The sequence below is a fragment of the Pseudomonas sp. genome (genome assembly GCF_030683065.1).
Classification (GTDB): Bacteria; Pseudomonadota; Gammaproteobacteria; order Pseudomonadales; family Pseudomonadaceae; genus Aquipseudomonas.
In genome coordinates this window covers 284,297-291,797 of the sequence record NZ_JAUXMX010000007.1, presented here as the reverse complement: position 1 = coordinate 291,797, position 7,501 = coordinate 284,297, and the positions used below count along the sequence as shown (strand labels likewise).

Genomic DNA, 7,501 nt, shown 5'->3' with positions numbered 1-7,501 from the left:
GTTGCACGACTTGCGCTGACAGCACCTCAGGAGAGATGACCAGTAAAAAGGCAGACGCGTCTGTAGGAGCCAGCTTGCTGGCGATCCGGGCCAGCAAGCCCATGCAACAGCATCGCCAGCAAGCTGGCTCCTACAGGGCATTGCTGCATGCAACACATAGCGGGTACATAGCCTTTTTTGTGGGCGATGTACCCATTGCGCGATTGTATCCGTGAGTCATGGCAGGGCGCTGCGCCTCAACCCGCCAGCGGGATTTCCGCTTAACCCGCTGCCTAGTCGCAGCGCGCGGTCCTGGGCGGCGGCGCACTGGCCTGGGCAGTGGCAGCGATCTGCAGCCGGGCGATGCAGCCCAGTTTCACCGTGGTTTCCAGCAGCAGGCTCTGCACCGGTAGCAGGTCGCCGGCCAGTACCACCTGGTTCACTGCCAGTTCCTCGAAACGGTTGCCGCCGAGCTGCAGGCGGGTGACACCGTGGCTGCGGATCATCGATTTGCCGATGCTCGCCAGCCGGTTGTTGAACAGCCCGATTTCGCTGGGTTGCGACCCGCTGTTGCGCAGGCTGATGGCGTACTCCGGTGAGGCGCTGATGCGGTTGCCGATAATCAGTGCAGCCGAGATGTTTTGCGCGTCGATGCCGCTGCCATGGCTGTTGGCGATCAGGTTGCCAGTCAACAGCAAGCGGCCGTCGGCCTGTGCCGGGCGATCCTGCAGGCGGATGCCACTGCTGCCGCTGTTACCGATCAGGTTGTCGCGTAGGCTGAGGTCACCGGATTGCGCCACCACCTCGATCGCCGACTTGCCACTGGCGACGATCAGGTTATGCGTGACATCGCCGCTGCTGGTGCCGCCGATGCGGATCGCGCTTTGGTTGTGCACCTGCCTGATGCGGTTCTGTCGCAGGCTAAATCGGCTGTCATGCAGGTCGATGGCGTACTGCTGGATATCGTCAAAACTGCTGTTATCGATCAAGGCCAAGGCATTGTGCAGTTCGGCACCGCTGGCCATTTCGCGCAGCTGGCTGTCACGGATCAGTACGCGCGCCGGGCCGGTATCTGCGCCTTGCTGCGGGCTCCGTCGGCTACTCAGGCCGCGGGTCAGGTGGGCGTTGTAGCCGAGGCGTGTGAGGCTCGAGTGCTCGATCAGGGTCAGGCTGCCGGCCCAGGCCATGATGAAGGGGCGGAACAGTCGCGGCTGGTCTGGCTCAGTCGCGCCGCTCCAGCTCTGCAGGTGGCTGCGCTGCAGCCTGAGCTGGCCCAGGTTGATCAGCGCCGCGCCGCTGCGGCTGTTCAGGTAGAGGTGACTGTCTTCGATCAGCAGGGCGGCCTTGGCGCCGATCAGTAGCGGGTAGCTGAGCAGGAAGCCGTCCTTGTGCCGGGTGAGAACCTTCGGGTTGGCCACGGCGCGCTCCAGTTGCGCCAGGTCTATGCTCCCGGCATCGACCCGCAGGACCTGCGGATGCTGGCTCTGGTAGTCGGCGATGACCTTGAACAGGCCGCTGCCGACCAGCGACTCGAATGGCCAGCTGCCGAGTTGCGCCGAAAACATCGGCGCCAGGCTGACCCTGGCCCGCCCACTGGGGAGGGTGGCGATCAGTTGCGCGGCGTCCACGCTCGCCCCGGTGTCGGCCAGCAACTCGGCCAGCGCCTGCTGTTGCGGCTGGCTGGGCAGAGCCTCGATCTGGTGGCGGTAGAGCGTTTGGGCCAGTGCGGGCGCGCTCAGCAGCAGGCCGATGAACACGGTGCAGAAGGATGCAGCGAGACGGTTCACGGTGTTACCTCGCAGGTCAGGGCAGGGCGGGGTAGAGCGGCTTGATCCGGCCGCCGATCTGGCTGTAAGCGTCCACCCTCGGGTCTTCAGCCTGGTACAGCTGGCGCGCCAGGACATGCTCTGGATAGCGGCTGAGGAAGGGCAGCAGCCAGGTCATCTTGTGTGCCGGCACCGCTTCCTGGGCCTGGCCGTCCAGCTCAGGCAGGCGGTCGGCCGCCAGTACGCTGCGCACGGCAAAGTTGGCCAGTTGCTGCAGCTTGGCGCTGTCCGCGGCAGACAGACCGGGGCCGTTGCTGTGGCTGGATTCGGCCAGCAGCATCAGCGGCACCAGGGCGTAGTGGGTGTAGTTGGCGGCCAGTCGGCCGCGGGCCAGCTCGTTGGGCAGGTAGGCGTAGTCGCCATGTGCTGAGGGGCTGATCTGCTCCAGGGCCTGGCGAAAGATCCGCTCGCCCCAGGCGATGTAGTCGGGCCTGTCGAGCAGCATGCCGGTGGCGGCGACAGCCCAGCCGGCCCAGTAATCGTGGTTGTTGAAGTAGGCGAAACCGGGTTGCTGGCGCGGGCTGTACTCCTCGATCACCTGCTCGGCCAGGCGCTGCAGCCACTGCCGTTGCTCGGGCGACAGCTGCGGCTGGCCGCCACTCAGCGCCTGGGTCTTGAGCAGGGTCGAGGCGATGGCCGCCAGCGACCACTTGCGTGCGGCGATCCCGGTCTTGCTCGCCTCGCGGCTTTGCAGGGCGCCGGCGACGGCCCAGGCCTGCAGCCACTGATCGAGGCAGGCCAGGCCGGCGGCAGCCTGTTGCGGGTGTTCGGCCATCAGGTAGTAGTCAGCGAACTGCACCAGGCGTCGGTTGTATTCACCCAGGCGGGCATAGATTTCTCGCGATTGCCTGGACTGTGTGCCACTCAGGGTCGATTTGCTCGCATCGCTCTGGTCATATTTGCTGTCGATCAGCAGCGGGCCGCTGTAGGGCGGCGGCACTTGCTTGGGGCAGGTGATGCTGTGGTAGTCGCCGACCAGGCCGCTCAGCGCGGTTGGCTGTGGCGGCCAGATTGATTGGGCCTGGCTGGCGGTTGCGCTGCAGCTGAGCAGGGTCGCCAGCCAGTGCGCGGCGAGTTGCGGTTTCAGCGACATAAGGTGATCTCCACATTGCCGGGCTCGGTCAGCGCCTCGCTGGGTTCGAAAAACACCGACAGCAGGTTGGCGCCGCGCAAGGTCTCGGCCTGGCTCAGTTGCAGGTAGAACTGGCCGCCTTCGACGATCGCCTCGCGGCGGTACCAGACCTTGTCGCGCTGGCCATTGTCGTAGTAGGTGATGATGTAGAAGTCCTTGAGGTTCTTGTCGCTCAGCTGGATATCGAGGAAGCCCGGCAGGTCCGCTAGGTCGCGTCGTTGCGCGCCGCTGTTGCTGAAGATCTCGATGCGCTGGTTGACCTGCAGCAGCGGTAACTCGGTCTGTTTGCTAGCCAGCACCTCGGCCTTGGCGCAGCCGCCCTGGATGGCCGGCAGCAGCTGGCGGTAGAGCAGCGGGTCTTCCAGGCGGAAGCTGGCTGGCAGCTCCCAGATGATCATTTTCGGCGGTGCATCCGGCGAGTAGTCGGCCGATTGCAGGTAATTAAGCAGCGCGCCTTCCTGGCCAGCGCCGGGTAGCGCCAGGTTGAGGATGTCGATGCCGAGGTACTCCTTGAGGTAGCCGTCGAAGTTGTAGTTCTTGGTGTCGTCGTCGCGGCTGGCCGAGTTGCTGGTGCCGACCAGAATCACCTCGGGGGTCGACTCCTCCTCGAACAGCGAACTCAAGTCGTCGCCCGCCGGTACGGTCTGGAAGCCGCGCACGTACTGGAAGCCGTAGTTGTTGCCGCAGATCTTCTTCAGTGCGCGGCTCATGGTGCCGTCCTTGGGCACCATGACGCTGGGTTCGGTGCGGTAGCTCTTCTTCGTAAGCTCGGCGAAGAAGGCTTGCTGCTGCACTGCGTCGGCGACGATGCGCGCGGTAACTTGGGCGCCGTGCGGTGTCCAGTGATGGTCACGGCGGAAGAAGTAGTCTGGCTGCGGCGGGGTGTCCACCAGCGGCAGGATGTCTGGCACCAGTGCCCCGCCAGCCCGTAACTGGGCAAGGAAGCTCGCCAGGTTACGCCGCGCAGTGGCAAAGTCGAAACCGTAGGCGCGGTCGGCCCGTACCTTGTCGCGGTGCATCATGCCGCGGGTCGGTTGCACGGCAATCACCACCTGTACGTTCTTGGCGGCGAAGGCCTGGATCAGGCGTTTGAACTGCGGCTGCATCGCCGGCGGGATGCCGAACTGGTTGCTCAGGTCGACCTCCGAGCGGAACAGCCAGCTGTCCTTGCCCGGGGCGATGTGCTTCATCGATTTCATGATGCCTTCGGCATACTGCGCGTCGTCCGCCAGCCCTGGACAGAGCAGGCAGTCAAGCTCGCACGGTGGCTCGACCGCAGCGCGCAGGACGGGGGCAGCGAGCAGCAGAAGGCTGGCGAGGAATAGGCTGGGCTTCTTCATGGGCGGCTACTTGATGCTGTCCAGGCCGTTCATCAGGCCGATGGTGCGGTAGCCGCTACCTTGCGCAATAACCACGTAAGAGTAGGAGCGGCCCTTCTTCAGAAACAGTTCGCTGAACTGGGCGACGTTGCGCTCGCCCGCGTAGGCAGCGAAGCCGATCTTGATCTCGTTGACCATGCGTGTGCCCGTCTGGTTGGGCGTCACGCCGTCAACGATGGCGTGTTTGCCGTCAAGGGTCTTGAGGGCCAGCGGTTGGTCGGTGAGGTTGTAGAAGGCAATCTGGGCTTTCTTGGTGTCCTCGACATAATTGTCGGCGATCTGCAGCAGGCTGCTGCCATCGTAGACCAGGGTTAGCGCCGATTTTGCCTGCAGGTTGAGTTCCAGGCTGCTTTGGTTGACCGTCACCTTTTGCGCGCCAGGGGCGACGAACAGGTAGTTGCCAAGTTGGCCGCCATTGATTTTCTGCGCGGCCGTCTTGCCGCTGACCATCATTTCGGCAACGCCGGGCGCCAGGTTGAGCGTGCGAATGTAAGCCGAGCCGGCTGGCGCCACGGCGTCATAGAGGGCGGCGTTGCCATCCTGGGCATGGGCTTTGATCGCCCCGAGCAGGACTAGGACGATTGGCAGGCTGTGTAAAGCAACAAGCAAAAAGCGCTTCATGGCGGATGCTCCTCAGAAGAATTGATTGGCGGCTACTTGCCAGCCACTGGTGGTTGGTTCCTCGCTGAGCAAGGTGCGCAGCGGGAACTCCCAGATCACCGTGGTGATCGCGGGGTCTCGCAGTTGACCGCCCTGGAGGAATTGCTGCATGGCGTAGTAGGGGCCGCGTGCCTCGACGGCGGTGGTCTGCAGGTCGCTCTTCAGCGACTCCTTGAGAAAGCCCTGGAAGTTCCAGTCGTCGATCTTGGTGTAACTGGAGCCGACCAGCATGATCGGCTGCTCGGCTTCGCCGAACAGGCTGTCGGCGCTGACCTCCTGGTTATCCTTGAGGGTTTCGAAGACTGCCAGTGGGCTGGGCCGGAAGTGTTCCGGGGCCAGTTCGCGGTTGAACTGCAAGTAGTTGCTCAGGTCGCCAGCCAACTGTCTTTCGGCGACCTGGCGCGAGCTGTAGGCGGCGCGGCCGATCAGTTCGGGATGCTGGCGGGCCAGTTCCCGGGCGGCCAGGCGGGCACCGAAGGGCGACCAGTGGGTATCGGTCCTGAGGAACAGCGGCTGCCGGTCCTTGTGGGCGAAGAAGGTTGCACGCAATGACGTCGCCTCGATCCGGCTGCCGCGCAACTGGCTGATGAAGTCGTCGTAGAGCCGCCGCGAGCGATTGTCCGGGGCGCGCGTGGCGTACTCCGCGTAGACATCCAGCTTCATCGGCAGCGGCAGCAGGATCAGGCGCTTGTTGTGTGCCTTGAGGGTTTTCTCCACTTCGGCGATCTTCGCCACGTTGCTGCTTAACGCCTGCTGATAAGCATTCGGCAGGCGGTACTCCTCATTGCTGAACAACCAGCCCTCGCGACCCAGCACCACACCGCTGCTGCCTTCGCGGAACAGCAGGTATTGGCCACTGGCCCACAGCTCGATGGACGGATCGCGCAGGAAAAACCCCTTGTCGTAGTAGTCCTCGAACTGGCGCAGCAACTGGCCGCCCATAAACAGCTCGGCGGCATCGGCCCATGACTGGGCTTTGCCGAAGCTCGCCACCCTGGGCAGCGAATAGATCAGCATCACGCCGAGCATCAGAATGAACGCGATGCCATTGAGCTTGTGTGCGGAATTCATGACCGGAAACATGGCAGCCTCCTAGAACTGGAAGTAGAGAAACGGAGAGAAGGAATTGGCGGCCAGGCGGCTCAGCGACAAGCCGAAGCCGACCCACAGCAGCACCATGCTCAGGCCGCTGACATGCTCCATCCAGTAGCCCTGCTTGTGCCCGGCGTAGTAGCGCAGGTTGATCCGCCCGGCGAGGGCGATCCAGACCAGCGCCAGGCCCGTGAAAGCCACGGTCATGCTCGAGGTCTCGATGAAGTAAGCGTCCAGCGAACCGATGCCGTTCAGGCCGAACATGCCGGCGTGGATCCTCAGGGCGTGATCTATATCGCCGGTGAAGAAGAACGGCATCACCGTCAGCAGCACCGCCAGGGCCAGCAGATTGCGATGCAAGCGGTAGGGGCCGTTGACCTTGGTGACCAGGTTGAAACGCCGCTCGAGCAGCATGAGTACGGCGAAGGACAAACCGAACATGATGTAGGCGAAGCTCGCCCCGTGCCAGAAGCCGGACAGCAGCATGGTGCAGAACAGCGCGCCTTCGGCTTTCAGGGTTCGGGAACGGATCATGGGCAGGTAGACGTAATCGCGCAGGAAGTCGGCCAGGGTCAGGTGCCAGCGGCGCCAGAACTCGGTCATGCTCTGGCACAGCAGCGGTTGGTTGAAGTTCTCGGCGAAGCGAAAGCCCATCATCATGCCCAGGCCGATGGCCATGTCGCTGTAGCCGGAGAAGTCGAAGTACAGCTGCAGCAGCACGATGAACATGCCGAACCAGGCATCCATCATCTGCGGCTGCGACTCGCCGAGGATCACCGTGGCCAGCGGCGCCAGCGAGTCGGCGATCAACACCTTCTTGACGAAACCGAGCATGAAGCGCGCGGCGCCGAGGCTGAACAGCTCCAGTGAGTGAGTACGCTGTTTGAGCTGCTGGTCGATCAGGCTGTAGCGCAGGATCGGCCCGGCGATCAGTTGCGGGAACAGGGCGATGTAGGCGGCAAAATCGACGAAGCGCCGGGTCGGTTCGGCATCCTTGCGGTAGATGTCGACGATGTAGCTGACCGCCTGGAACACATAGAAGGAGATGCCCAGCGGCAGGATGATGTGTTCCAGGGTAAAGGTGTTGATGCCCAGCGGCTGCAGCACGTCGGCGATCACCTCGACGCCAAAGTTGGCGTATTTGAAGTAACCGAGCGCGGCCAGGTCGCCGATCACCCCGATAGTCAGCAGGCGGAACGCGGTCTTCTTGTCGCCACCGTCGATACGCCGCTTGATCAACAGGCCGAACCAGTAGTTCCAGTAGGAAATGCCGACGAACAACAGGAGGAAATCCGGTCGCCACCAGGCGTAGAAGATATAACTGCCGAGCACGATGACATAGGAACGCCAGGCGTCCTTGACCAGGTAATACACCAGCAGGAACACCGGTAGAAACAGGAACAGAAAGATGTTCGATGTGAAAATCATGGCGA

General features: G+C 63.2%; 6 protein-coding genes. All 6 read right to left on the bottom strand.

Going from position 1 to position 7,501, the window contains the following annotated elements:
- Positions 1-272: 272 nt before the first annotated feature.
- From Q8K09_RS02335 to Q8K09_RS02310, 6 genes are read right to left on the bottom strand one after another with little or no spacing between them, the layout of a single operon-like run.
- Positions 273-1,766, bottom strand: coding sequence for a right-handed parallel beta-helix repeat-containing protein (locus Q8K09_RS02335; protein ID WP_305253403.1), 1,494 nt, complete (start codon positions 1,764-1,766; stop codon positions 273-275).
- 16 nt (positions 1,767-1,782) lie between these two features.
- Positions 1,783-2,898, bottom strand: a complete 1,116-nt coding sequence (locus Q8K09_RS02330; protein ID WP_305253402.1) for a polysaccharide lyase — start codon at positions 2,896-2,898, stop codon at positions 1,783-1,785.
- Positions 2,889-4,277: a hypothetical protein gene (locus Q8K09_RS02325; RefSeq protein WP_305253401.1), complete on the bottom strand. Its 1,389-nt coding sequence runs from the start codon at positions 4,275-4,277 to the stop codon at positions 2,889-2,891. Before Q8K09_RS02325 ends, Q8K09_RS02330 begins: the two co-directional genes overlap by 10 nt.
- 6 nt (positions 4,278-4,283) lie before the next feature.
- The gene (locus tag Q8K09_RS02320) at positions 4,284-4,937 is read right to left on the bottom strand and encodes an alginate O-acetyltransferase AlgF (protein ID WP_305253400.1); all 654 of its coding nucleotides are present in this window, start codon (positions 4,935-4,937) and stop codon (positions 4,284-4,286) included.
- 12 nt (positions 4,938-4,949) lie between these two features.
- On the bottom strand, positions 4,950-6,059 hold the full coding sequence (locus Q8K09_RS02315; protein ID WP_305253399.1) for a hypothetical protein: 1,110 nt from the start codon (positions 6,057-6,059) through the stop codon (positions 4,950-4,952).
- Between the two features lie 9 nt (positions 6,060-6,068).
- Positions 6,069-7,496: an MBOAT family protein gene (locus tag Q8K09_RS02310; protein WP_305253398.1), complete on the bottom strand. Its 1,428-nt coding sequence runs from the start codon at positions 7,494-7,496 to the stop codon at positions 6,069-6,071.
- Positions 7,497-7,501: the final 5 nt, after the last annotated feature.

Excerpts from the sequence above, each read along its gene's own strand:
- Q8K09_RS02310 (WP_305253398.1), bottom strand. The coding sequence starts at position 7,496 with ATGATTTTCACATCGAACATCTTTCTGTTCCTGTTTCTACCGGTGTTC.
- Q8K09_RS02330 (WP_305253402.1), bottom strand. The coding sequence starts at position 2,898 with ATGTCGCTGAAACCGCAACTCGCCGCGCACTGGCTGGCGACCCTGCTC.
- Q8K09_RS02315 (WP_305253399.1), bottom strand. The coding sequence starts at position 6,059 with ATGTTTCCGGTCATGAATTCCGCACACAAGCTCAATGGCATCGCGTTC.
- Q8K09_RS02325 (WP_305253401.1), bottom strand. The coding sequence starts at position 4,277 with ATGAAGAAGCCCAGCCTATTCCTCGCCAGCCTTCTGCTGCTCGCTGCC.
- Q8K09_RS02320 (WP_305253400.1), bottom strand. The coding sequence starts at position 4,937 with ATGAAGCGCTTTTTGCTTGTTGCTTTACACAGCCTGCCAATCGTCCTA.